Origin of the sequence: Streptomyces sp. NPDC096079 (assembly GCF_040303145.1) — a bacterium.
GTDB lineage: Bacteria > Actinomycetota > Actinomycetes > Streptomycetales > Streptomycetaceae > Streptomyces.
In genome coordinates this window covers 1-21,725 of record NZ_JBEOST010000018.1, presented here as the reverse complement: position 1 = coordinate 21,725, position 21,725 = coordinate 1, and the positions used below count along the sequence as shown (strand labels likewise).

General features: G+C 72.9%; 22 protein-coding genes, 1 tRNA gene and 2 pseudogenes. 9 read left to right on the top strand and 16 right to left on the bottom strand.

The window, feature by feature from the left end; genetic code table 11:
- Positions 1-40: 40 nt before the first annotated feature.
- A tRNA-Leu gene (locus tag ABTY59_RS28675) sits at positions 41-128 on the top strand.
- 47 nt (positions 129-175) lie between these two features.
- Here ABTY59_RS28675 and ABTY59_RS28670 read toward each other — a convergent pair.
- The 3 genes from ABTY59_RS28670 to ABTY59_RS28660 form a co-directional block, all read right to left on the bottom strand.
- Entirely contained in the window at positions 176-907 is a 732-nt protein-coding gene (locus ABTY59_RS28670; protein WP_352021945.1) for a class I SAM-dependent methyltransferase, read from the bottom strand.
- A gap of 237 nt (positions 908-1,144) precedes the next feature.
- Entirely contained in the window at positions 1,145-1,534 is a 390-nt protein-coding gene (locus tag ABTY59_RS28665) for a hypothetical protein (protein WP_352022060.1), read from the bottom strand.
- Positions 1,535-1,614: 80 nt separating this feature from the next.
- Positions 1,615-2,046 carry an ATP-binding protein gene (locus ABTY59_RS28660; protein ID WP_352021944.1) on the bottom strand — a complete coding sequence of 144 codons (432 nt, stop codon included), beginning with the start codon at positions 2,044-2,046 and terminating at the stop codon, positions 1,615-1,617.
- Between the two features lie 271 nt (positions 2,047-2,317).
- On the opposite strand from ABTY59_RS28660, the gene ABTY59_RS28655 reads away from it, so the two are divergent.
- From ABTY59_RS28655 to ABTY59_RS28645, 3 genes are all read left to right on the top strand, one after another.
- Positions 2,318-3,193: a Sco1979 family transcriptional regulator gene (locus ABTY59_RS28655; protein ID WP_352021943.1), complete on the top strand. Its 876-nt coding sequence runs from the start codon at positions 2,318-2,320 to the stop codon at positions 3,191-3,193.
- Positions 3,194-3,430 (top strand): DUF397 domain-containing protein, encoded by a 237-nt coding sequence (locus tag ABTY59_RS28650; RefSeq protein WP_015037566.1) that lies wholly within the window; start codon positions 3,194-3,196, stop codon positions 3,428-3,430.
- Positions 3,431-3,504: 74 nt separating this feature from the next.
- Positions 3,505-4,311, top strand: coding sequence for an SAM-dependent methyltransferase (locus ABTY59_RS28645; protein WP_352021942.1), 807 nt, complete (start codon positions 3,505-3,507; stop codon positions 4,309-4,311).
- A gap of 67 nt (positions 4,312-4,378) precedes the next feature.
- Here the strand turns inward: ABTY59_RS28645 and ABTY59_RS28640 are convergent, their stop codons facing one another.
- On the bottom strand, positions 4,379-6,268 hold the full coding sequence (locus ABTY59_RS28640; RefSeq protein WP_352021941.1) for a M64 family metallopeptidase: 1,890 nt from the start codon (positions 6,266-6,268) through the stop codon (positions 4,379-4,381).
- A 73-nt stretch (positions 6,269-6,341) separates the two neighbouring features.
- The gene (locus tag ABTY59_RS28635) at positions 6,342-7,685 is read right to left on the bottom strand and encodes a 6-phospho-beta-glucosidase (protein WP_352021940.1); all 1,344 of its coding nucleotides are present in this window, start codon (positions 7,683-7,685) and stop codon (positions 6,342-6,344) included.
- Positions 7,686-7,800: 115 nt separating this feature from the next.
- Here ABTY59_RS28635 and ABTY59_RS28630 point away from each other — a divergent pair, with 115 nt between their 5' ends.
- Positions 7,801-8,247: a YchJ family protein gene (locus ABTY59_RS28630; RefSeq protein WP_352021939.1), complete on the top strand. Its 447-nt coding sequence runs from the start codon at positions 7,801-7,803 to the stop codon at positions 8,245-8,247.
- 43 nt (positions 8,248-8,290) lie between these two features.
- Here the strand turns inward: ABTY59_RS28630 and ABTY59_RS28625 are convergent, their stop codons facing one another.
- The 3 genes from ABTY59_RS28625 to ABTY59_RS28615 all read right to left on the bottom strand — a co-directional run bounded on the left by ABTY59_RS28625 (position 8,291) and on the right by ABTY59_RS28615 (position 12,110).
- Positions 8,291-10,384: an MDR family MFS transporter gene (locus ABTY59_RS28625; RefSeq protein ID WP_352021938.1), complete on the bottom strand. Its 2,094-nt coding sequence runs from the start codon at positions 10,382-10,384 to the stop codon at positions 8,291-8,293.
- A gap of 64 nt (positions 10,385-10,448) precedes the next feature.
- Positions 10,449-10,643 (bottom strand): hypothetical protein, encoded by a 195-nt coding sequence (locus tag ABTY59_RS28620; protein ID WP_221518607.1) that lies wholly within the window; start codon positions 10,641-10,643, stop codon positions 10,449-10,451.
- Positions 10,644-11,051: 408 nt separating this feature from the next.
- A complete protein-coding gene (locus ABTY59_RS28615) occupies positions 11,052-12,110 on the bottom strand; it encodes an ATP-dependent DNA ligase (RefSeq protein ID WP_352021937.1) in 1,059 nt (352 codons plus the stop codon).
- A 52-nt stretch (positions 12,111-12,162) separates the two neighbouring features.
- Here ABTY59_RS28615 and ligD point away from each other — a divergent pair, with 52 nt between their 5' ends.
- On the top strand, positions 12,163-13,194 hold the full coding sequence (gene ligD / locus ABTY59_RS28610; protein WP_352021936.1) for a non-homologous end-joining DNA ligase: 1,032 nt from the start codon (positions 12,163-12,165) through the stop codon (positions 13,192-13,194).
- A 118-nt stretch (positions 13,195-13,312) separates the two neighbouring features.
- Positions 13,313-14,215, top strand: coding sequence for an alpha/beta fold hydrolase (locus ABTY59_RS28605; protein WP_352021935.1), 903 nt, complete (start codon positions 13,313-13,315; stop codon positions 14,213-14,215).
- On the opposite strand, the gene ABTY59_RS28600 is transcribed toward ABTY59_RS28605, so the two are convergent.
- The 5 genes and pseudogenes from ABTY59_RS28600 to ABTY59_RS28575 form a co-directional block, all read right to left on the bottom strand.
- Positions 14,196-14,780 (bottom strand): DUF11 domain-containing protein, encoded by a 585-nt coding sequence (locus ABTY59_RS28600; protein WP_352022059.1) that lies wholly within the window; start codon positions 14,778-14,780, stop codon positions 14,196-14,198. The genes ABTY59_RS28605 and ABTY59_RS28600 overlap by 20 nt on opposite strands.
- Before the next feature lie 21 nt (positions 14,781-14,801).
- Positions 14,802-14,957 (bottom strand): annotated as a pseudogene (locus tag ABTY59_RS28595) (RCC1 domain-containing protein); the annotation flags it as partial.
- A gap of 121 nt (positions 14,958-15,078) precedes the next feature.
- Positions 15,079-15,966 (bottom strand): annotated as a pseudogene (locus tag ABTY59_RS28585) (RCC1 domain-containing protein); the annotation flags it as partial.
- A gap of 324 nt (positions 15,967-16,290) precedes the next feature.
- The gene (locus ABTY59_RS28580) at positions 16,291-16,947 is read right to left on the bottom strand and encodes a TetR/AcrR family transcriptional regulator (protein WP_352021933.1); all 657 of its coding nucleotides are present in this window, start codon (positions 16,945-16,947) and stop codon (positions 16,291-16,293) included.
- A 52-nt stretch (positions 16,948-16,999) separates the two neighbouring features.
- Positions 17,000-17,794: an IclR family transcriptional regulator gene (locus ABTY59_RS28575; protein WP_352021932.1), complete on the bottom strand. Its 795-nt coding sequence runs from the start codon at positions 17,792-17,794 to the stop codon at positions 17,000-17,002.
- A gap of 279 nt (positions 17,795-18,073) precedes the next feature.
- Between ABTY59_RS28575 and ABTY59_RS28570 the strand changes: the two genes are divergently transcribed.
- Positions 18,074-18,331, top strand: coding sequence for a WhiB family transcriptional regulator (locus tag ABTY59_RS28570; protein ID WP_352021931.1), 258 nt, complete (start codon positions 18,074-18,076; stop codon positions 18,329-18,331).
- 30 nt (positions 18,332-18,361) lie between these two features.
- Here the strand turns inward: ABTY59_RS28570 and ABTY59_RS28565 are convergent, their stop codons facing one another.
- The 3 genes from ABTY59_RS28565 to ABTY59_RS28555 all read right to left on the bottom strand — a co-directional run bounded on the left by ABTY59_RS28565 (position 18,362) and on the right by ABTY59_RS28555 (position 20,671).
- Complete coding sequence (locus ABTY59_RS28565) at positions 18,362-19,336, bottom strand: acyl-ACP desaturase (RefSeq protein ID WP_352021930.1); 975 nt, start codon at positions 19,334-19,336, stop codon at positions 18,362-18,364.
- Between the two features lie 226 nt (positions 19,337-19,562).
- Complete coding sequence (locus ABTY59_RS28560; protein WP_352021929.1) at positions 19,563-19,805, bottom strand: hypothetical protein; 243 nt, start codon at positions 19,803-19,805, stop codon at positions 19,563-19,565.
- A 14-nt stretch (positions 19,806-19,819) separates the two neighbouring features.
- The gene (locus ABTY59_RS28555; protein ID WP_352021928.1) at positions 19,820-20,671 is read right to left on the bottom strand and encodes a helix-turn-helix domain-containing protein; all 852 of its coding nucleotides are present in this window, start codon (positions 20,669-20,671) and stop codon (positions 19,820-19,822) included.
- A gap of 181 nt (positions 20,672-20,852) precedes the next feature.
- Between ABTY59_RS28555 and ABTY59_RS28550 the strand changes: the two genes are divergently transcribed.
- On the top strand, positions 20,853-21,326 hold the full coding sequence (locus ABTY59_RS28550) for an ATP-binding protein (RefSeq protein ID WP_352021927.1): 474 nt from the start codon (positions 20,853-20,855) through the stop codon (positions 21,324-21,326).
- The last annotated feature ends 399 nt before the right edge of the window (positions 21,327-21,725 follow it).

Here is a 21,725-nt window from a genome sequence, read left to right as displayed (position 1 = left end):
TGTCGCCGCGGGGGAAACCCCGGAACGACAATCACACCTAGTCCGGGTGGCGGAATGGCAGACGCGCTAGCTTGAGGTGCTAGTGCCCTTTATCGGGCGTGGGGGTTCAAGTCCCCCCTCGGACACCACACGAAAGTGCCGGTCGATCTCGTATCGACCGGCACTTTTCGCATGCTCAGGAGGGTGCGGCGACGCCCGCGGTCTTCCGGGCCACCACCAGCCTGCACCGCGGGCTGCCGTCCTCGCGGTGGCCCAGGGGCTCGACGGGGGTGAGGGAGACCTCGAAGCCCGCTCGTTCCAGGCGGGTGCGGACGTCCGCGAGGCGGAAGGTGCGGTAGTACATGACGAACCGGGGACGCCAGACGGCGTTCCTGACGCGCATCGCCGCGTCGAAGCCCCACAGGGTCCAGTAGAGGCGGGAGCCGACCGGGGGCGGGGCGGGGAGCGGGAAGGCGAAGGTGCCGCCGGGGCGCAGGGCGGAGTGGACCTGGGCGAAGAGGGCCCGCTGCTCGGCCGGGAGGAAGTGGCCGAAGGCGCCGAAGCTCACCGCCAGGTCGAAGACGGGGGCGAACGGCAGGGCGAGGGCGTCCGCGCGGACCAGGTCGGCGGCCGGGTGGGCGTCGCGGGCCCGGGTCAGCATGCCCGTACTGAAGTCGACGCCCGCGATCCGGCCCGCGCAGACGGAGCGGAGGACGCCGAGGCCGGCGCCGGTGCCGCAACAGACGTCGAGCCCGGAGTCGAAGGGGCCGAGGGTCTCCAGGGTGCGGGCGACCGAGGCCAGGAGACGGTCGGAGGTGCGGAAGGGGGTCGCGTCGAACTTGTCCGCGAGCAGGTCGTAGCCGTGCTCGACCGAGGAGAGGGCCTGGGCGGTCAGCTCGCGGAGACTGGGACCCTGCGGGGTGAACATGGCACCGAGCCTAGGGCCTGTCTTTCGGATCAGGCCGGATCAGGGAGCGGGGTCTGGTGCGTGCGCTCGCAAGGCGGAGGAGGGAGGCAACGCGGAGCGTTGTCGACCGACGACAACGCGGCGAGCGCGCGTGCCAGGCCCCGCGAGCCCGGCCTGATCCGAGGGACAGGCCCTAGGGCCTGTCCCTCGGATCGTGCCGGGCTCGCTCCGGAGGACACGCCCCCGGAGGCGTGCGGGTCAGAGCGCGCTGCCCACCGGTGGTGCCGGCCACGACGGGGCCGTGCCCGTGAGCTGGCAGACGAGGAGGTAGAGGGGGATCGGCGGGGTGTAGGGCGAGGTGCCGTCGGGGTGGTGGATGAGGCGGGGGCCGCGGTCCGGGATCTCGGCGCCGGGGGCGTAGCAGGCGGGCAGCGGCCAGGTGAGGTCCTGGTCGGAGCCGGCGGGGACGAGCCACCACCACCAGTCGGAGTCGGCGTAGACGCAGCCCTTGGCGGGGAGCCGGGACAGGATCTTGAAGCCGAAGCGGGCGGGGACACCGACGGCGTCGCAGCCGAGGCCGGTGTGGAGTCCGACGGGGACGGTGAGACGGGTGGCGCCGAGCTCTCCTGTCCGGGTCCGGGTGCGCAGGGACGCGGGTGAGCGGCGCTGGGGCGGTACGGAGGCGGCGTCGAGGGTCCGGAGGGTGCGCGGGATCAGGCGGAGGGGCCTCAGCACGGTTCCCCCATGCCGTGGGCGAGCTCCGCCCAGACGACCTGCGCGGTGCCGTGGCCGGTGCGCTCGGCGCCCCAGGCGGTGCAGAGCGCGTCGACGATGAGGAGTCCGCGGCCGCGTTCCTCCTCGCCGCAGTCGCGTATCCGGGGTCCGGCGGGGCCGCCCTCGTCCCGCACGGCTATCCGCAGGGTCTCCTCGCCCTCGCGGATCTCGCAGACGACGCGGTCGCTGGCGGTGTGGACGACGGCGTTGGTGACGAGTTCGGAGACGACGAGGGCCACGGTGTCGCGGATCTCGGGGCCGCAGCCCCAGAGTATGAGCCGCTCCTCGGCGAGCCGGCGGGCGCGGGCGACCGAGCCGGTGAGCGCCGGGAGCTCGAAGGCGAAACGGCGGACGGGATCGGCGTGCAACGGTGGGCGCGGGGCCATGACCCGAGGGGCTCGAGGGCTCATGAGACCTGAGGGCTGCGCGTTACCAGAAGCCACGACCGGTTCCTCACAACAGTGGGCAGGACTGCCGTACGGCGCTGTCGCCGTGGCGCGGTGGCGCACGGCGGCAGCGTGTACTGGTTCACCGGAACACTGTCCTCCTGAGTCGGACACTTGGCAAGTGGCACTCTGAAAATTGCAGAGTGCTGTGTTCTCTCTGGCCCGGCTTCGTGGCACACTCGTCGAAACAGTGCGTCGGGGAGGTCTGAGAGTGAGCGAGCCGCGGTCCGCCCCCACGGTGGGACAGGTCGTCCTCGGGAAGCGACTGCAGGACCTGCGCGAGCGGGCCGGCATGAAGCGGGAAGAGGCCGCGAAGATCCTCCGGGTGGCTCCGGCCACCGTCCGGCGGATGGAGACCGCCGAGGTCGCGCTGAAGATCCCCTACGTACAGCTGCTGTTGCAGGCGTACGGGATCACGGACTCCGAGGCGGAGGGCTTCATCGCCCTCGCGGAGGAGGCCAACCTCCCCGGCTGGTGGCAGCGGTTCCACGACGTGCTGCCCGGCTGGTTCTCCATGTACGTCAGCCTGGAGGGGGCGGCCGGGCTCATCCGGGCCTACGAGCCCCAGTTCGTCCCCGGTCTGCTCCAGACCGAGGAGTACGCCCGCGCCATTCTGCGCAGCGGGGCGGTCGGTGGCGGCAGCGATGCCGGCAAGGACGAGGACGCCGAGCGCCATGTAGCCCTGAGGATGGAGCGCCAGTCCCTGCTGACCAGGGACGACGCCCCGAAGTTCTGGGTGATCATGGACGAGACGGTCTTCCGCCGACCGGTCGGTGACGGGCCCGAAGTGATGCGCGACCAGCTCGACCGGCTGCTCGAGGCGTCAGAGCTGCCGAACGTCACCCTGCAGATCGCGGAGTTCGCGTCCGGCCACCACCCCGGCACCTACGGACCGTTCGTCCTCTTCCGCTTCGCCATGCCCGAACTCCCGGACATGGTCTACAGCGAGTACCTGACCGGCGCCGTCTATCTCGACGCGCGTCCCGAGGTGGCGTCCCACCTCGAGGTCATGGACCGCATGGCGGCGCAGGCCGCGACTGCACAACGCACGAAGGAGATTCTCCGGAATCTCCGCAAGGAGCTGTGAATGGATCGCATATACAACGGCATGCCCGCCGCGGAACTCGGTGCCGAAGGCTGGCACAAGCCGTGGAGCGGCGGGAACGGGGGCAACTGCGTGGAGGCCATGAAGCTGGCCGACGGCAGAGTCGCCGTGCGACAGTCCGCAGACCCTGAAGGACCAGCGCTCATCTACACCCACGGGGAGATCGCCGCTTTCATCCAGGGCGCCAAATCCGGCCAGGCTGACTTTCTGCTCACCTGAACCCTTCCGCCCCACCCCTACCATCGCGTAACTCTTGTTGTAGTGCCACCCGTTCATCCCGACCAGGAGAGCCGATGACCCAGGACCCCGCATCCGTTCGGATCGACACCAGCAAGCCGCATCCGGCGCGGATGTACGACTGGTTCCTGGGCGGCAAGGACAACTACCCGGTCGACGAGGCGATGGCACGCCAGCTCCTCACCGTCGACGCCCGGGGCCGCGACATGGCCCGCGTCAACCGGGCCTTCATGCACCGCGCCATCCGCTGGCTCAGCGCCCACGGCGTCCGGCAGTACCTGGACGTCGGCACGGGCATCCCGACCGAGCCCAACCTGCACCAGATCGCGCAGGAGGCCGCGCCGGAGTCCCGCATCGTCTACTGCGACAACGACCCGATCGTGCTCGCCCACGCGGCCGCCCTGCTGCGCTCGACCCCGGAGGGGGCCACCGAGTACATCCAGGCGGACGCCCGCGAGCCCGAGGCCATCCTCGAAAGGGCCGGAAAGGTCCTTGATTTCGACCAGCCCATCGCTCTGTCGATGCTTGCCCTGCTGCACTTCGTGGGCGACGAGGACGGCGCCTACGACCTGGTCTCCAAGATCGTCGACAAGCTCGCGCCGGGCAGCTACCTCGTCCTCTCCCACGTCACCGGGGACTTCAACCCCGAGGGCGCGGCGCAGGCGGCCGCCATGTACAAGGCGCGCGGGCTGACCCTGCGCCCCCGCTCGCGCGACGAGCTGGCCGCGTTCTTCGACGGGCTCGAGTTCGTGGAGCCCGGGGTCTCGCTCACCGCCGAATGGCACCCGGAGCTGGGCGAGCCCGTCCCGGTCCAGGGCGACGACCCCATCCCGGGCTGGGCCGCGGTGGCCCGCAAGCCCTGACCCGGTCCGTACGCGAGAGGGGGCCCGCCGACGATGCCGGCGGGCCCCCTCTCGCGCCGCGTCCGGGCTACGGCCTCACCAGCGTCACCAGGAAGCTCCCGGGTCGGCCGACGTTCCCGGCCGCGTCGATCGTCCGGTACTCGACGGTGTGCGTGCCGTAGTCCGGGGTGGCGTCGTCCCACGGCACCGCCCGGCTGCGGCCCAGTTTCCCGTACACCAGGTCGTCGATCACCGTGCCGCCCGGCGAGAAGCGGAAGGGCGCGCCGGCATCCGTCGGCCAGCCGTAGTACGTGTACCAGCCGTCGCCGTCGACCCGGAACTGGCTGACCACGGCGCCGGCCCGGTCGTCCCGCGCGGTCAGCCGCATCGTGAACACGCCGTCGTAGACGTACTCCACGGGCCGCCCGGGACGCCGCACCGTACGCAGCGGCTCGGACAGCTCGTACGCGGCCGTGGCGGGGCGGGCGTCCACCGTCCAGCTCAACTCCTCCCCGGTGCCGGCGATCCGCGCGGTCAGCGTGTGGGTGCCGGGCGCCATCCGCAGCGAACGGAGGTCCAGGTCGCGGTCGTCGCGGCCCTCCGTCGCGACCGGCCGCCCGTCGAGGCGCCAGCGGACCGCGGGAGTGCCGTCCGCCGTGTGCGTGGTGTCCGCGTGGACGACGCTCCGGGCGCCGACGGGGGAGCCGGTCGGCGTGTGCCCGGTGAAACGGGGCTCCTCGGCATCCCGGGCCGTGGTCAGCGCGGGGTCCACCGTCCAGGTGACGGCCCGGGTGAGCGCGGCCGAGGCGCGGACGGCCGGGTCGCGGACGAAGGGCGTCGGATCGGTGACCGTCGCGGTCAGGGCGTGCGCGCCGGGGGCGAGCCGCAGCCGCCGCAGGTCGACGGTGCGGGCGCCCCGGGTGTCGAGGCTCCGCCCGTCGAGCGTCCACGTCACGGCGAGCGCGCCGCCCACCGGGTGCAGGGTGTCCACCCACACCGCGCGGTCGGCCCCGATCGGCGCCGCGTTCGGGGTGTGGTCCTGGACCAGGTCCACCTTCGCCGCGATCGCCCGGACCATCACCTCCCGCTCCACCTGGTCGAAGGCGTAGCCGAGGGTCTTCATGAGGGAGTGGCGGCTCGGCCGCCACACGCCCTTCGTGCCGTACAGGCCGCCCTCGTGGCGGCCGATGACCCCGCCGGACTCGCTCTCCTCGCCGAGCCACCGCCACCACTTGGCCCGCTGCTCCCGCAACTGGCGTTCCGTCAGCAGCGTGTGGTGGGCGGAGGCCGGTTCGGGGCCCTCGTACGCGCCGCCGGGGACCCCGCGCGCGTAGTAGTCGTACTCGTCCTGGAGCCCGCCGAGCGAATGCCCGATCTCGTGCGGGGTGATGAGCGAGGAGAGCGCGTTGCCGCCGGAGGCCGTGGCGTAACTCCCGCCCGCCCCGCCGTAGGTGGAACTGTGGGCGAGGGCGACGATCTGACGGTTGGCGCGGCTCGTGCCGGGGACGAGGTCGGCGAGCGCGGCGGCCTTCCGGCTGTCGACGGTGAGCAGCCGCTGCACGCTGTCCGGGTCGCAGCCGCCCCAGAAACCCATGTCGAGCGCCGTGTCGCGGGCGGGCGCGGTGAGCCCCGGGTCGCAGTCGACGCCGGACTCCGCCGAGGGGGACTCGACCGCCCACACGTTGACGTACGAGCGGTAGGAGGCGAAGGGCTCGATGCTCCACAGGGTGTTCAGGTGCCGTTCCAGGTCCGCCCGGAAGGCGGGCATCTCGGCCGCGGTGTAGCCGTCGCCCAGGAACACCAGGTTGAACCGGCGGTCGGCGGGCCCCGTGGTCTGGACGGGGACGACGGCCGGCCCTTCGCCCGGGGTGGGCGTCCCCGCGGCCGCCGGGGTGGTTCCCACCAGGCCCGCGGCCAGCAGACAGACCGCGGCGATGCGGGCCACCGCACATCGAACACCCTTGCGCTGTGAGGTCATGGGGCGCGAGCCTAGGCCGCGCCCCCGACCTCGTAAAGGCGTTCGTCAGCCGACTGTTCGCGGCTCCGTCATCTCAGCTTCGCAGCCAGGCCAGGCCGGGGTGCTCCGCCGCGTAGCCCTCCACCAGACGGCGCGCCACCGCCACCGAGTCCACCAGGGGGTGCAGCGCGAAGGCCTTGACGGCCGTCGCCCGCGAGCCGCTCTCCACCGCCGCGAGGACCTCCCGCTCCACCGCCTTCACGGAGGTCACCAGACCGACGGCGTGGTACGGCAGAGGGGCCACCGACACCGGGTGGGCGCCGTTCGCGTCCACGAGGCAGGGCACCTCGATCACCGCGTCCGCGTCGAGCACGGCGAGCGTCGAACCGTTGCGCACGTTCAGGATCAGGGTGGCCCGCTCGTCCCGCGCGATCGCCCGCATGAGCGCGAGCGCCACCTTCTCGTAGCCGCCGGACTCCAGGTCCTCCTCGTCGCGGTCCCCGGTCCCGGCGGCCTCCCGGTTGGCCGCCATGTAGGTGGCCTCGCGGTCGGCGAGCGTGCGGTGCCAGGCGTCGAGGGCCGGGGTGCCGGGCTTGCCCATCTCCTCGTAGAACGCGCCCTGCTGGTCGCGCAGATACGCCCCGCGCGTCCGCTCGGCCGTCCGGTAGGCGTGCACCGCCTCCCGGTTGAAGTAGTAGTAGTGCAGGTACTCGTTGGGGATCGCGCCGAGCGAGCGCAGCCACTCCGGGCCGAAGAGCCGCCCCTCCTCGAACGAGCCGAGCGCCTCCTCGTCGGCGAGCAGCCGGGGCAGCACGTCCTGCCCGCCGATCCGCAGTCCCCGCAGCCAGCCCAGGTGGTTGAGGCCCACGTAGTCGATCCACGCCTCGTCCGGGTCCGCGCCCAGGATGCGGGCGACCCGGCGGCCGAGGCCCACGGGGGAGTCGCAGATGCCGAGGACCCGGTCGCCGAGCACCCGGGACATCGCCTCCGTGACCAGGCCCGCCGGGTTCGTGAAGTTGATGACCCAGGCGTCGGGGGCCAGTTCGGCGATCCTCCGGGCGATCCGCACCGCGACCGGCACGGTCCGCAGACCGTACGCGATGCCGCCCGCGCCCACCGTCTCCTGGCCGAGCACGCCCTCGGCGAGCGCGATCCGCTCGTCCGCCGCCCGGCCCTCCAGACCGCCGACCCGGATCGCGGAGAACACGAAGTCCGCCCCGCGCAGCGCCTCGTCCAGATCCGTCGTGGCCGTCACCGCCGGCGCGTCCGGCACCCCCTCCGCCTGGTCCGCGAGGACCCGCGCGACGGCCGAGAGCCGGCCCTCGTCGAGGTCGTACAGGGTGACGTGGGTGACCCGCCCCTCGGCGTGGTCGCCGAGGAGGGCGCCGTACACCAGCGGCACCCGGAATCCGCCGCCTCCGAGAATCGTCAGTTTCATGTCTGCACGCTACTCGGAGGAGTCCTCTGAGCAGGGGGATTCGGGGCCGCCGTCCACACGGGCGTCCACATGCCGGGCGGCCCGCCGTGCGCGGAGGGTGGGGGACAATGGCCCCATGTCCCGACGCAAGACCCGCCCCCGCACCGCCCCGGCCGCTCCCGCGCCCGCCGTGACCGCGACCTCGCCCTGCCCCTGCGGTCTCGACGCCGCGTACGGCGCGTGCTGCGGGCGGTTCCACACGGGCGGCGGCGGTACGGCTCCCACCGCCGAGCTCCTCATGCGGTCCCGCTACAGCGCCTTCGTCGTCCGCGACGCGGCCTACCTGCTGCGCACCTGGGCCCCGGAGACCCGGCCGGGCGAGGTCGACTTCGACCCGGGTACGCGGTGGGCCGGTCTGGAGATCGAGGGGGCCGCCGAGGGCACCGCCTTCCACCAGCGCGGCACCGTCACCTTCACGGCCCGCTACGTCCACGACGGCGAAGCAGGGTCCCTGCACGAGCGGAGCCGCTTCACCCGTCACGAGGGCGCGTGGGTGTACGTGGACGGCGACTTCCTCGACTAGAACCTGTCGCGACCGACCGACCGACCGACCGACCGCCGGCCGGTCAGCGCACCCCCGCGCCCGTCGTGGCCCGGGTCCGAGGGAGGCCGGCCGCGAGGTCCTCGGCGACGATCCTCTTGGCGATGGCGTCCGTCGCCACCCGCAGCTCGGGCCCGGTGGGCCGCCCGCGCTCCTGGGCGAGGGTGTCGGAGAGCCAGTCGCCCCAGGCATGGGTGATGACGTCCGCCTCCCGCTTGCCCGCCGCCGTGTGGGAGAGCAGGTTCCCGTCGCGGGTGAGGAACCCCTCGTCGACCATCCGCTCGAAGACCGGCAGCAGCACCTCGGGCGGCACCCGCCGTCCGGCCGAGATCAGCCCGAGGCTCGCGTGCCCGACGGTCCGCGTGAAGAGCTCGACCTGCATCACCGCCCAGGCGCCGGCCGTGTCGAGCCGGGTGTCGGACGCGTCGACGATCGTCCGGGCGGTGTCGTAGTCGGTGCGGCGCAGGATGCGGCCGACGGCCAGTTCGAGGAGCTTCTCCGAGTCGCCGGTCGCGGCGGGGGAGCTGAAGCCCTCGCCCATGTCGGGGGCCGCCGCGCGCGCCGAGTCGTGGAGCGTCACCTGCTTCAGGAAGAGGGCCACCACGAAGCCGACGGCCGCGACGGGCACGGTCCAGAGGAAGACGGTGTGGAGGGTGTCCGCGTAGGCCTGGACGATCGGTTCCGCGACCCGGTCGGGCAGTCCGTGCAGCCCGGCCGGGCTCTGCGCGGCCTGTGCGATCCCGGCCGGCGGGATGCCGAGGCTCCCGGCGATCGCGGAGGCCTCGGCGACGCCCGCCGTGAGGTTGGGCTTCAGCGAGTTGGCGTAGATGGTGCCGAAGACGGCCGTGCCGAAGGAGCTGCCCAGGGTGCGGAAGAAGGTGACGCCCGAGGTGGCGGTGCCGAGGTCGGCGTAGTCGACGGTGTTCTGCACGGCGATGGTCAGGACCTGCATGCACAGCCCGATGCCGACGCCGAGCACGAACATGTACAGCGACTCCAGCCAGGTGCCGGTCTCCGGCCCCATGAGGGACAGCAGGAAGAGGCCGATGCCCATCACCAGACAGCCCACGATCGGGAAGATCCGGTAGTGGCCGGTCTTGCTGACGACGTTGCCGCTGAAGATGGACGCGATCAGCAGGCCGACGACCATGGGCAGGGTGCGGATGCCGGACATGGTCGCCGACTCCCCGTCGACGTACTGCAGGTACGTCGGCAGGAACGTCATCGCGCCGAGCATGGCGAAGCCGACGACGAAGCTGAGCACGGAGCAGACCGTGAAGACGGGGTTCCCGAAGAGCCGCATGGGCAGCATGGGTTCGGCCGCCCGGGTCTCCGCCCAGCAGAACAGGGCCAGGGCGATGAGCCCGCCCGCGAAGAGCCCGATGATGACGCCGGAGTTCCAGGCGTACTCGTTGCCGCCCCAACTGGTCGCCAGGATGAGGGCGCTGGAGCCGACGGCGACCAGCGCGATGCCGAGGTAGTCGATGACCGGCCGGCTCGCCGAGCGCACCGAGGGGATGGTGCGGGCGGCGGCGATGACGACGAGGATCGCGATCGGCACGTTCACGTAGAACGCCCAGCGCCAGCTCGCGTGGTCGGTGAACAGGCCGCCGAGGAGCGGCCCGATGACGGTCGAGACGCCGAACACGGCCCCGATCGCGCCCTGGTACTTGCCGCGTTCGCGCAGGGGGATCACATCGGCGATGAGCGCCATCGAGGTGACCATCAGACCGCCGGCGCCGATGCCCTGGAGCCCGCGCCAGACGATCAACAGCGTCATGTTCGTGGCGAGTCCGCAGAGGAACGAGCCGGTGATGAACACGACGGCGGAGATCTGGAAGATCACCTTGCGGCCGAAGAGGTCGCCGAACTTGCCGACGAGGACGGTCGCGACCGTCTCGGCGAGCAGGTACGAGGTGACCACCCACGACATGTGGGCGGCGCCGCCGAGGTCCGAGACGATCGTGGGCAGGGCGGTGCCGACGATCGTCTGGTCGAGGGCGGCGAGGAGGACGCCCAGCATGATCGTGCCGAAGACGATGTTGCGGCGGCGGCTGTCGAGCACGGGCGGCTCGGTGGCGGTCGGGGGCGCGGGCGCTGCGTCGCTGGTCGTGGTCACTCTCGCAGCGTCACACCGCCACCACCCTCATGCATGCGGGGGACGGCCGAACAGGTGTACCGCGTCAGGGGGTGACGGGCAGTCGGGGGTGGTGCTTCGCGAGGATCTTGTTGGCCCGCGCGAGGGCGGCGAGCGCGTGCTCGCGGTCCGCCCGGTCCTCCGCGCAGAGCGGCCCCCGGAACCGGTACACCTCGCGCGCCGCGCAGTCCGCGTCGACCTCCGCCTGGAGGACGTGCAGCGGCAGGCAGGCGCCGATCATCGCGGCCACGCTGTCGGGGATCGGTACGGGTACGAGGCGCGAGGGCGAGGTGATCACGGGTCAGTCCTAGTCGGTCCGGGGAGGGTACGGAAGGGTCTCCTCTCCAATACGTACCGGATCGCGGTACGGGTTCCGGTACGGCGTTGTCGCGGGCGGGCAACGGCCGGGCGCGCCCCCGGGGGAGCGGAGGGGCCGGACCGGGCGGTTCCGGCCGCCGGTGGCCGGTGCGTTCTCGCAGGTACGGGGCGGGACGGCGGTCGGCGGCGCGCACCCGGTCCGCGCGTCTCGCCCTGAAGCGCCGTGCGGGCGCGCCCGGTTGGGGGAGGGCGAGTGTGTGGCATATCACGTTGCGATCCGGCCGGGAGTGCATGATCGCTTCCGTGTGCCCTTCCCGTCGCCGTGTCCCGCCTACGTGAGGATCTCGGACAGGTCGTACGAGACGGGTTCGTCCAGCTGCCCGTAGCCGCAGGACTCCGGCGTCCGGTCCGGGCGCCACCGTTTGAACTGCGCGGTGTGGCGGAAGCGGTCGCCCTCCATGTGGTCGTAGCCGACCTCGCAGACCCGCTCGGGCCGCAGCGCCACCCACGACAGGTCCTTCTTGCCCGACCAGCGGCTCGGAGCCCCCGGCAGCCGCGCGCCCGCGTGCGCCGCCTCGTCCGCCCACGCCGCCCAGGGGTGACCGTCCGGGGGGTCCATCCGGAGCGGCTCCAGCTCCTCGACGAGCTCGGCACGGCGGGCGGCGGTGAAGGCCGCGCACACGCCGACGTGCTGGAGGGCGCCCCCGGAGTCGTACAGGCCGAGCAGCAGCGAGCCGACGATCGGTCCGCTCTTGTGGAAGCGGTAACCGGCCACGACCACGTCGGCCGTCCGCTCGTGCTTGATCTTGTACATGAGGCGGGCGTCCGGCCGGTACGCCAGGTCGAGCGGCTTGGCGATCACTCCGTCCAGCCCGGCGCCCTCGTACTGCTCGAACCAGCGGGCGGCGAGCTCGGGGTCCCGGGTCGCCGGTGCCAGGTGGACCGGCGCGTCCACCCCGTCGAGGACCCGCTCCAGGGTCGCCCGGCGCTCGCTCAGCGGGGTGTCGAGCAGGGCGTCGTCCCCGAGGGCGAGCAGGTCGAAGGCGATGAACCGGGACGGTGTGGTCTCGGCGAGCATCCGGACCCGGGAGTCGGCCGGGTGGATCCGCTCGGAGAGCCGGTCGAAGTCGAGCCGCCCGTCGTGCTCGATGACGATCTCCCCGTCGGCGACGCAGCGCTCCGGCAGCCGGGCCGCGAGCGCCTCGACCAGCTCGGGGAAGTAGCGGGTGAGGGGCTTGCCCGTACGGCTGCCGATGACGAGCTCCGGCCCGTCCCGGTGCACGATCGCGCGGAAGCCGTCCCACTTCGCCTCGTACTGCATCCCGGGCGGGATGCGCTTCACGGACTTGGCGAGCATCGGTTTCACGGGCGGCATCACCGGAAGATCCATGGATCGATTGTCCGGTATGCGGGAGTTGTCGGCGAGCCCTAGGCTGACCGGCATGGCAGGCAAGGCGGCAGCGGTGGAACTGGAAGTCGGCGACCGGACCGTGCGGGTCTCCAACCCCGACAAGGTGTACTTCCCCGAACCCGGCTACACCAAGATGGACCTGGTCCAGTACTACCTGGCCGTGGGCGACGGCGTGACCCGCGCGCTGCGGGACCGCCCCACCACCCTGGAGCGCTACCCCGACGGGGTGACCGGCGAGTCCTTCTTCCAGAAGCGCGCCCCGAAGTACCTGCCCGACTGGATCCCCACGGCCCACATCACCTTCCCCAGCGGCCGGTCCGCCGACGAGATGTGCCCGACCGAGCCGGCGGCCGTGCTCTGGGCGGCCAACCTCGGCGCCGTCACCTTCCATCCCTGGCCGGTGCGCCGGGAGGACACCGACCATCCCGACGAGCTCCGCATCGACCTCGACCCGCAGCCCGGCACGGACTACGCCGACGCCGTCCGCGCCGCCCACGAGCTGCGCGCGGTCCTCGACGAGCACGGGCTGCGCGGCTGGCCGAAGACCTCGGGCGGCCGGGGTCTCCACGTCTTCGTGCCGATTCTCCCCGAATGGACCTTCACCCAGGTCAGGCGGGCGGCGATCGCCTGCGGCCGGGAGCTGGAGCGGCGGATGCCTGACCGGGTCACGATCAAGTGGTGGAAGGAGGAGCGCGGCGAGCGGATCTTCGTCGACTACAACCAGACGGCCCGGGACCGCACGATCGCCTCCGCCTACTCCGTACGCCCCCGCCCGCAGGCCCCCGTGTCGGCGCCGCTGCGGTGGGAGGAGATCGACGACGCCGTGCCGCGCGACTTCGACATCAGGACGATGCCGGTCCGGTACGCCGAGGTGGGTGACGTCCACGCGGACATGGACGACGAGCGGTTCAGTCTGGAGCCGTTGCTCGAACTGGCCCGGCGGGACGAGGCGGAGCACGGTCTGGGCGACCTGCCGTATCCGCCGGAGTACCCGAAGATGCCGGGTGAGCCGAAGCGGGTGCAGCCGAGCCGGGCCAGGAAGGAGCCTCCCTCGCAGGCCTGAGGGGTGAGGGCCGGGGCGCTTCCGGGTGGGCGCCGCCGGCCCTCTACGCTCACCCTAAAACAACACGAACGGTCGTGCTAGCATTTTTGCGTACCCAGGACGACCGAGGAGATCCGGCATGTACCCGATGGCTCCGCTCATCCGCACCGCCCTGAACACCACCGCGCGTCTCGCCCCCGGCACCGCCGGCCACTGGGCCTTCCGTCTCTTCGTCCGCCCCCTCGGCCGCGCGAAGGCGAGACCCGCGGAAGCCGCGCTCCTCGCCGCCGCCCGCACCGGGGTCCTCCACGTCCACGGCAAGGACGTCGTCACCTACGCCTGGGGCGACGGCCGGCGGCCCGTCCTCCTGGTCCACGGCTGGTCGTCCCGCGCCTCGCGGCTCGGCGCCTTCGCCGAGGAGCTCCTCGCGCGCGGCTACAGCCCGGTCGCCTTCGACTGCCCCGGCCACGGCGACTCGCCCGGCCGGGCCACCAACATCGTCGAGTACCGCGAGATCATCCGCCGACTGCACGCCCGCCACGGCGACTTCGAGGCCGTCGTCGCCCACTCCTTCGGCGTCCTCGCCTCCCTCTTCGCCCTCCGCGACGGCGTCCGCACGGCCCGCTTCGTGGGGATCGGCGGCGTCGGCTCCTTCGCCATGCTCACGGAGGGCTTCCGGGCCGGACTCGGTCTGGACGACCGGGTGGTGCGCGCCATGCGCGGCCATGTCGAGCGGCGTCTCGTCCCCGGCGAACCGGGCGTCTGGGACCGCTTCGGCGCCGACCACGCGCCGGAGGAACTCGGCGCGCCCGTCCTGCTGTTCCACGACGAGGACGACGACATGGTGCCGCCGGCCCACGCGCGGTTCCTGGCCCGGGCCCACGGCGACAGGGCCCGGCTCGTCGTCACCCGGGGCCTCGGCCACCGGCGCATCCTCACGGACCCCGGGGTCGTGGCCGAGGCCGTGGCGTTCGTGACCGCCGGCTCCGTCCCGGAACCGGCGGTCACGGTACGCGGGGGCGTCAGTCCAGCGGCGTCGTGATCGCCGCCGTGTTGTTGCCCGCCCGGGGGTCGGGGGTGGAGGCGGTCGCGGAGGCGCCGTGGGTGACGGACGTCGTGGACCGCACCATCACCTTGAGCGTGAGGGTGGCCGTCGCGCCCGTGGCCAGGGTGCCGAAGCGGCAGGTCACGGTGTCCGTACTGCCCGGTGCCGGGGTGTCGCAGGCGCCCGCGGACGGCGTGGCCGAGGTGAACCGGACGTTCGCCGGCAGGTTGTCGGTGAGGACCACCTCCTCCGCCGCGGTCGGACCGTGGTTCCGGACCCGGACCGTGTAGGTGAGGATCCCGCCGTTCGCCACCGGCTCCGGGCTCGCCGCGATCGACGTGGCCAGGTCGGCGAGCGGGCGGAACACGGCGATCCCGTGCGCGTTGCCGGCGGCGAGCGAGGTGACCCCTTCGAGATACCGGAGGCAGGGCGAGGTCTGACCGACGGCGCACACCCGGATGGGCGTGACACGGTCGAGCGTGGTGCCGTCGCCGAGCTGGCCGCTCGCGTTGTACCCCCAGGCGCGGACGGATCCGTCGGAGCGCAGCGCGAGGCTGGACAGGCCCGAGGGGCCGCCGGCAACCGCGACGACACCCGTCAGGACCCCCGAACAGCCGCCCGGCGCGCACACCGGGGCGGGGGACTTGAGAGGGGCGCCGCTCCCGATGCCGAGCTGGCCGTTGTTGTTGTAACCCCAGGACAGGGCGGCGCCGTCGCCGCGGGCCGCCAGGCTGTGGTAGGCGCCGGCCCCCCACGGACTTCACGCCCGTGAGGAAGGAGCCGCAGGGCGCCGCCTCCCCCACCGCGCAGACCTGCACGGGGATCGAGGTCTGCGCGCCCGAGCCGTCTCCCAGGGCGTCACCGGAGCCCCAGGTGAAGACGGTGCCGTCGCTCTGGGCCACGATGCTGTGCCGGACGCCGGCCGCCGCGGAGACCACGTCGGACACACCGCCGACGGAGACGGGGGAGAAGCGGTGAATGGTGGTGCCGTCGCCGAGCTGGCCGTCCTCGTTGAGGCCCCAGGAGCGTACGGTGCCGTCGGAGAGCACCGCGAGGCTGTGCTGGTAGCCGCCGGCGATGCTGACCACGTCGGTCAGGAAGGACGAGCACGGGGCGGTGCCGTTCGGGGCGCAGACCCGGACCGGTGACGTCTCGTGGTTGTCCGGACTGCCCTCGCCGAGCTGGCCGTAGCCGTTGTTGCCCCAGGACACGACGGTGCCGTCGGTGAGCAGCGCCAGGCTGTGGACGCTGCCCGCCGCGACCGCGACGACGCCCGTCAGGAAGGACGAGCACGGCGCGGACTCCCCGACGGCGCACACCTTGACGGGCGTGGTGCGGTCGCTGGTCGTCCCGTCGCCGAGCTGACCGCTGAGGTTCTCGCCCCACGCGAGGACGGATCCGTCCTCCAGGAGGGCGATGCTGTGCCCGTCGCCGCCCGCGACCTGCACGGCCCTGCCCAGCGAGGTCGTGCAGATCGCGTTCCCGCACACCCGCCCCGGGATGCTGCTGTGCCCGGCGGTGCTGCCGTCGCCGAGCTGGCCGGAGGCATTGCTCCCCCAGGTCAGGACGCTGCCCGGCGGGGCCGTACGGATGTCCCGTGCCGCCGCGCCGTCGGCGTGCGCGGGGAGCGGGGCGGACAGGCCGGGGCCGGGCAGCAGCAGGGCGGTGGCCAGGGCGGCGACGGTCGCGAGCGTTCTTCGCACGGTGGGACTGCGACGGGTGCCGGGCGGGGAGTCCGGGACGGACATGCGCGCTCCTCTCTGGAGGCGGGCCGGACAGCGGGCGGGGTGCCGACGGTTCCGGCCGACCCGCCCACCATGGGGTCGGGCCCGGAGCCCCGGTCCCGAGCGACACCGCGCCTTCACTCGATCAGCGAGTGCGCCGTAGCCGGGCGGGCGGCCCGGGGTGCGGCGGGCGCGCGGGCATGAGAGGAAGGAGCCTTGGTGCGGTGCGGTGCGGTGCGGTGCGGTGCGGTGCGGTCCGGTCCGGTCCGGTGCCGGTCCGGTCCGGTGCGGTCCGGTGAGGTGTCCGGGCGGGCGGGCTGCGGGCCCGTGCCGGTCAGGCCTGGGCGGTCAGGCCGGGTCGGTCAGGGCCTCGCGGCCGCGTTCCGTGGCCGAGGCGAGCAGCCGGGCCGTGATGCCCCGGTCGGCGCGGGCGTACACCCCGGGGTCGCCGAAGAGCACCGACTGCGCGTTGGCCGCCTCCATGAGGGCGATCACCTCGAACGCCAGCTGCTCCACGTCCAGGTCCTCGGCGAACTCCCCGACGGCACGCGCCTGCGCCAAGGCCCCCTCCACGTACGCCGTCCAGTCGCGGCGGGTCCCCGCGACGGCGTCGTGCACCGGACCCGTACGGGCGTCGAACTCCGCCGAGACCGCGTAGAAGAAGCAACCCCCCGCGAAGACCCGCTCCGAGGAGTAGGCGAGCCAGTTCCGGCACAGCTCGCGCACCCGCCGCGCGCCCGGGGGGACGTCCGTCAGCGGGGTGACGACCCGGTCGGCGAAGACGGCGACGGCGGCCCTGACGGTCGCGAGCTGAAGCTCCTCCTTGGAGCCGAACAGGGCGAAGACACCGCTCTTGCTCAGTTCCAGCTCGGTCGCGATCCGCCCCAGGGACAGGCCTTCGAGGCCCTCGACCGAGGCGATGTCCATCGTCCGGCCGAGCACGAGGCGCCGGGTCTGGTTGCCCCGCTCGACGCGTCCGTCGGTCTTGGTGCCGCTGCCGCTCATGACTCCATCGTACTGAACGCACGACCGTGCGGACATCCGGGACGTGCGCCGGCTACCCCGCCCGCTCGCCCGGGTTCCGCCGCTCCGCCGGCGCGAGCAGCAGCACCTCAAGGGCCCGCGCACAGGCCCGCGCCTGGGTCAGGTGCCAGTCGAGCCGCGCCTCCGTGATCACCTCGGGTGCCGCGCGGACCGCGAGCGCGAAGCGCGCGTGGCCCGCACGCTCCAGGACCGGTACGGCCACCGTCCGCACCCCGAGGGCCGGCCCGCCGTCGTCCACGGCGTACCCCGCCTCCCGTACGCGCCCCAACTCGGCTGCCAGGGAGGGAGGTTCGCCAGTGACCCGGTCCGTGAGCGCGTACGGCGGCGGCAGCGAGCGCGATCCGACCTCGCCCGCCCGGGGCCACGCGAGCAGCACCTTCCCGAGCGCCGTCGAGTGCAGCGGCCGGCGCAACCCCACCTTCGGAGTCACCGAACCGCCGGCCACGATCACCGCGTGCGGGCCGCTGCGCAGCGCCAAGTCCACCGTGGCGCCGGTCCGTTCGGCCAGATCGGAGAGTTCGGGCGCGGCCAGGTGCAGTCCGCGCTGGTGATACGAGAGCCGGCCCAGCTCGGTCATCGCCGGCCCGAGCCGGTACCGCGCGGTCCGGGCGTCCTGCTCCAGGAAGCCCGCGCCGAGCAGGGTGCGGGCGAGCCGGTGCGCGGTCGAGGTGGAGAGACCGAGCCGGCGCGCGAGGTCGGAGGCGCTCAGATCGGGTCCGTTGTCGTGGAAACAGTGCAGCACGTCGAGTGCGCGGCGGACCGCCTGGGCGCCCGCCGGGGGTCGGACGGTGCCGGCCTCGGTCGTCATTGGGTTCGCTCCCCGTGGGTGATCGGGCTCCCACGCTCCCACATGGCGGGAGCCGAATCAGGCGTCCGGCGAGGTCGGAAACACTCTGTTCACAACCAATCCCGCATGGTGGGAGCCGAGTTGTGGGGGGCGGAGCGGTGATGGCCAGGTTCCGGCCAACTGCGACGGTCGTCCCGGGGCCGGGCGTCACGCACGGAGTGCGGTGTCCTGCGGCGCGCCGCATTGATCATTGATCGAACGTTGATGGCTCGTTTACGGCGCGTCGGCAGGGTGGAGGCCATGCAGACCTACACGAACGTACTGACCGCACCGGAGCCCGACATGACCTGGCGCGAGAACGCCCTGTGTGCGCAGGCCGGGCCGGAGTTCTTCTTTCCGGCGCCCGGCTCGTCGACGCGGGAGGCGAAGCAGCTGTGCGGGGCGTGCGAGGGGCGGGTGGCGTGCCTGGAGTACGCGCTCACCCACGACGAGCGGTTCGGGGTGTGGGGCGGACTCTCCGAGAAGGAGCGCGGGCGGCTCAAGCGGCAGGGCCGCTGAGCCGCAACGGCGCCCCGGTGGCGGGCGGGCTCAGCCGGCCGCGCGCGCGGCCATCCGCGCCTTGCGGGCCGCGAGCTTCTCGTCGAACTTGGAGGCCTCGCTGTCCAGGCCGTTCATGTACAGCCCCAGTTCCTCCTGGGCGCGCAGACCGTCCGGGCCGAGGCCCTCGATCTGGAGGACCTTGAGGAAGCGCAGGACGGGCTGCAGGACGTCGTCGTGGTGGATGCGCATGTTGTAGATCTCGCCGATCGCCATCTGCGCGGCCGCCCGCTCGAAGCCCGGCATGCCGTGTCCGGGCATCCGGAAGTTGACCACGACGTCCCGCACGGCCTGCATGGTCAGGTCGGGGGCGAGCTCGAAGGCCGCGCCCAGCAGGTTGCGGTAGAAGATCATGTGCAGGTTCTCGTCGAGCGCGATGCGGCTGAGCATCCGGTCGCACACCGGGTCGCCGGACTGGTGGCCGGTGTTGCGGTGCGAGATGCGGGTGGCGAGCTCCTGGAAGGCCACGTACGCGACGGAGTGCAGCATCGAGTGCCGGTTGTCGGACTCGAAGCCCTCGCTCATGTGCGCCATCCGGAACTGCTCCAGCTTGTCCGGGTCGACGGCGCGCGAGGCGAGCAGGTAGTCGCGCATCACGATGCCGTGGCGGCCCTCCTCGGCGGTCCAGCGGTGCACCCAGGTGCCCCAGGCGCCGTCGCGGCCGAAGAGGCTGGCGATCTCGTGGTGGTAGCTCGGGAGGTTGTCCTCGGTCAGCAGGTTCACCACGAGGGCGATCTTGCCGATGTCGGTGACCTTGGACTGCGACGGGTCCCAGGCCTCGCCGTCCTCGAAGAAACCGGGGAAGTTCCGGGCGTCGGACCACGGCACGTACTCGTGCGGCATCCAGTCCTTGGTGACCTTCAGGTGCCGGTTGAGCTCCTTCTCGACGACCTCTTCCAGCGCGTAGAGCAGGCGCGCGTCGGTCCACTCCGCCGAGCTGCCGAGGTGGGGAGAGGTGAGCGTCACGGGAACTCCTGGGGACGGAGAAGGGCATACGGGCATACCTACGGATTCGTAGGTTACGAGACCGTAGGTTAAGGCTCCGTAAGGCGTCGGCCAAGCCCGTCCCGGCGATGTCCGGTTACGTTCCGTTATGTGTGCTGCTCCGGTGTGGTGCCGGAGACGCAGGTCACGTCCTGACCGGTGGCCCTGACCCCTGGTCGTCGACTACGCAGCGCAGGCGCCCGGCAGCTCAGAGCAGGTGGTCGGCGGCGCCGGCCTTCACCGCCGAGATGAGCGCCCGCAGCGCCTCGACGGAGTCGCTGACGTACTCGCCGGGGGAGAGCGTCGAGCCGATGTACGCGCGGCCGGAGTCGTCCAGGCCGAAGCGGAAGCAGTTGGCGCCCTCGCTGCAGAAGGCCTGGTACCAGTCGATCGCGGCGGCGGCGGCGGCGGGGGTGGACGGGGCGACGGGGGCGTCGGTCGGGACGTTCATGGTGTGGGGGCCCTTCACAGATCCTGGGATATGGCGCGGACGAACGCGCGGGATTCGGTCGCCGACAGCGCGAGCCCGCGCAGCCGGTCCAGCAGCCCTCGGTACCTCCGGAGTTGCATGTCGGTGTCGAGGAGGAGCGAGCCGTGGGAGGAGTCGAGCTGCACGGTGTCGAGCTGCGGCACCGGCGCGGACACATAGGTGAACGACTGGCCCGCGCCCGGGAAACCCCCGGCGGTGAAGGGGATCACGCGTACGGAGACGGTGTCCCGCTCCGTGTGGGCCAGGATGTGCTCCAGCTGGGCCCGCGTGACCGCCGGTCCGCCGAACCGCATGCGCAGCGCCGCCTCGTGGATCACGGCCTCGTACCGTACCGCCCGGTCGCGCTCCAGGACCTGCTGGCGCCGCAGCCGCAGGGCGAGCCGGGCCTCCAGGTCGGGGCCGGGCAGCGCGGGGACGGCCGTGTCGAAGACCGCCCGCGCGTGCTCCTCGGTCTGCAGCAGGCCCGGGATGTGCGTGGTGACCGAGGTCTCCAACTCCGAAGCGTGGAACTCCAGTTCGGCGATGTCGATCAGGGCGGGCGGCAGGAGTCCGCGGTGCTCCTCCCACCAGCCCCGGTCCCGCTCCTGGGCCATGCCGGCGAGCTGGTCGACGAGTGCGGCGTCCGGGCAGCCGTAGTTGAAGGCGAGCGTGCGGACGCGTTCGGCGCTGATCCCGAAGCGGCCGGACTCGATGTGGGGGATGCGGGTGCGGTCCACGCCCAGCAGGGCGGCGGCCTGCTGGGCAGGCATCCCCGACTGTTCGCGCAGTCTGCGCAGCTCGCTCCCGAGCCGCTGCTGTCGTGCGGTCGGGCTGCTCCTGGGTGGCACGCTCCGTCTCCCTTTCGCTCCGTGACGCCGCGACTCCGGGCGCGGCGCCGATATGGCCGGAATGGCACGAGTACCCGCAAGTAGTAGCACTGTGCTCCGGACGTGCGCTACGGTCGGTTACGCAAGTCTCACACGGGGCTACCGTGACCGTGTGCAGGTACCCCCGCATGCACCAGGAAATGTGAGCAAACCGATGAAGGGCGCCCTGCGTTGCCTCCCGACCGCCGCCGCGGCCGGGCCCATACCCCCTGCCACGGAGAACCTCAGCTACTCGATGCTGCTCCCCGGCGGCGCCTACTGCGCGGGCCTCGCGCGCGAGGCGGTCCGCTCGCTCCTCGACCGTCACGGTCTGTCCGACCTCTGCGAGACCGCCACCCTCGCCGCCTCCGAACTCGTCTCCGGGGCCTACCGGTTCACCCCTGACCGGGAGATGGTCCTGCGCGTCCGCTGGCAGTTCGAAGCGCTCCGGATCGTCCTCTACGACCAGCATCCGGCCCACGCGTCGCCGCACGCGGCCGAGGAATGCCGCGACCGCCGCAGCCGCAGCATGTGGCTGCTGGCCGCGGCGGTCGACGCGCACGGCGGGGACTGGGGGCTCGCCCCCGTCCTGACACCCGGCGGCGGCACGAAGTCCTGGGCCTTACTCCACCGGTAGAGCGCGGCGCCCGGCCTGACCCCGCCTTCGGCCCCGGCGCCCACCCCTGCGCCCCACGGCCGCCGCGCCTGACCCCGCGCCCGGACCCGGCGCCCAGACCCAAGCGCCCGACCCCGGCGCCGCGACGCACGCCCTGCCCCACCGCCCGACCCCGGCGCCTGACCCCGCGCCCCGACCCCGGCGCCTGACCCCGCGCCCCGTCCCAGGCGCCCCGACCCCCGCGCCCCGTCCCAGGCGCCCGACCCGGCGCCCCGGTCCGTTCCGTTCCCGGGTGGCGGCGCCTAGGGCCTGTCTTTCGGATCAGGCCGGGCTCGCGGGGCCTGGCACGCGCGCTCGCCGCGTTGTCGTCGGTCGACAACTCCCCCAGCTACCGCTGGGAGGTGCCCCCACCGCGTTGCC

Excerpts from the sequence above, each read along its gene's own strand:
- ABTY59_RS28670 (WP_352021945.1), bottom strand. The coding sequence starts at position 907 with ATGTTCACCCCGCAGGGTCCCAGTCTCCGCGAGCTGACCGCCCAGGCC.
- ABTY59_RS28660 (WP_352021944.1), bottom strand. The coding sequence starts at position 2,046 with ATGGCCCCGCGCCCACCGTTGCACGCCGATCCCGTCCGCCGTTTCGCC.
- ABTY59_RS28650 (WP_015037566.1), top strand. The coding sequence starts at position 3,194 with ATGGATCGCATATACAACGGCATGCCCGCCGCGGAACTCGGTGCCGAA.
- ABTY59_RS28645 (WP_352021942.1), top strand. The coding sequence starts at position 3,505 with ATGACCCAGGACCCCGCATCCGTTCGGATCGACACCAGCAAGCCGCAT.
- ABTY59_RS28640 (WP_352021941.1), bottom strand. The coding sequence starts at position 6,268 with ATGACCTCACAGCGCAAGGGTGTTCGATGTGCGGTGGCCCGCATCGCC.
- ABTY59_RS28635 (WP_352021940.1), bottom strand. The coding sequence starts at position 7,685 with ATGAAACTGACGATTCTCGGAGGCGGCGGATTCCGGGTGCCGCTGGTG.
- ABTY59_RS28630 (WP_352021939.1), top strand. The coding sequence starts at position 7,801 with ATGTCCCGACGCAAGACCCGCCCCCGCACCGCCCCGGCCGCTCCCGCG.
- ABTY59_RS28620 (WP_221518607.1), bottom strand. The coding sequence starts at position 10,643 with ATGATCGGCGCCTGCCTGCCGCTGCACGTCCTCCAGGCGGAGGTCGAC.
- ABTY59_RS28615 (WP_352021937.1), bottom strand. The coding sequence starts at position 12,110 with ATGGATCTTCCGGTGATGCCGCCCGTGAAACCGATGCTCGCCAAGTCC.
- ligD (WP_352021936.1), top strand. The coding sequence starts at position 12,163 with ATGGCAGGCAAGGCGGCAGCGGTGGAACTGGAAGTCGGCGACCGGACC.
- ABTY59_RS28605 (WP_352021935.1), top strand. The coding sequence starts at position 13,313 with ATGTACCCGATGGCTCCGCTCATCCGCACCGCCCTGAACACCACCGCG.
- ABTY59_RS28580 (WP_352021933.1), bottom strand. The coding sequence starts at position 16,947 with ATGAGCGGCAGCGGCACCAAGACCGACGGACGCGTCGAGCGGGGCAAC.
- ABTY59_RS28575 (WP_352021932.1), bottom strand. The coding sequence starts at position 17,794 with ATGACGACCGAGGCCGGCACCGTCCGACCCCCGGCGGGCGCCCAGGCG.
- ABTY59_RS28570 (WP_352021931.1), top strand. The coding sequence starts at position 18,074 with ATGCAGACCTACACGAACGTACTGACCGCACCGGAGCCCGACATGACC.
- ABTY59_RS28560 (WP_352021929.1), bottom strand. The coding sequence starts at position 19,805 with ATGAACGTCCCGACCGACGCCCCCGTCGCCCCGTCCACCCCCGCCGCC.